1 rRNA gene is annotated in these 355 nt (G+C 45.4%); it reads right to left on the bottom strand.

Annotation, left to right across the window (positions count from 1 at the left end):
* Positions 1-120, bottom strand: a 23S ribosomal RNA gene (locus AB4Z33_RS31250); the annotation flags it as partial.
* Positions 121-355: the final 235 nt, after the last annotated feature.

Here is a 355-nt window from a genome sequence, read left to right as displayed (position 1 = left end):
ATTCGGAAATCCCCGGATCAAAGCCTGCTTACGGCTCCCCGAGGCGGTATCGTTGTTCGCCACGTCCTTCTTCGGCTCCTGGTGCCTAGGCATCCTCCGTGCGCTCTTAATAGCTTAACCAATGCTCAGGTGATTCGGCTTGCTCACCGTTTTCATTTGATTCCTTTGATCCAATAAGGATGCAAAGGTAAGAATCAAATGAAAAAATGTCGAGACAATCTCGAACACCTTTCGCTAACATAAATCAATCCAGCTAAAGGATGTTTCAGCAATTCTTTTCTTTCGTTATCCAGTTTTCAAAGTGCAATGTTCAACATTTTCCCGAAGGAAAAGTTGTTGGTGGAGCCAGGAGCCA

The sequence above is a fragment of the Paenibacillus sp. 2TAB19 genome (assembly GCF_052115185.1).
Lineage (GTDB): Bacteria > Bacillota > Bacilli > Paenibacillales > Paenibacillaceae > Pristimantibacillus.
This window is presented reverse-complemented; position numbering and strand designations above follow the sequence as displayed.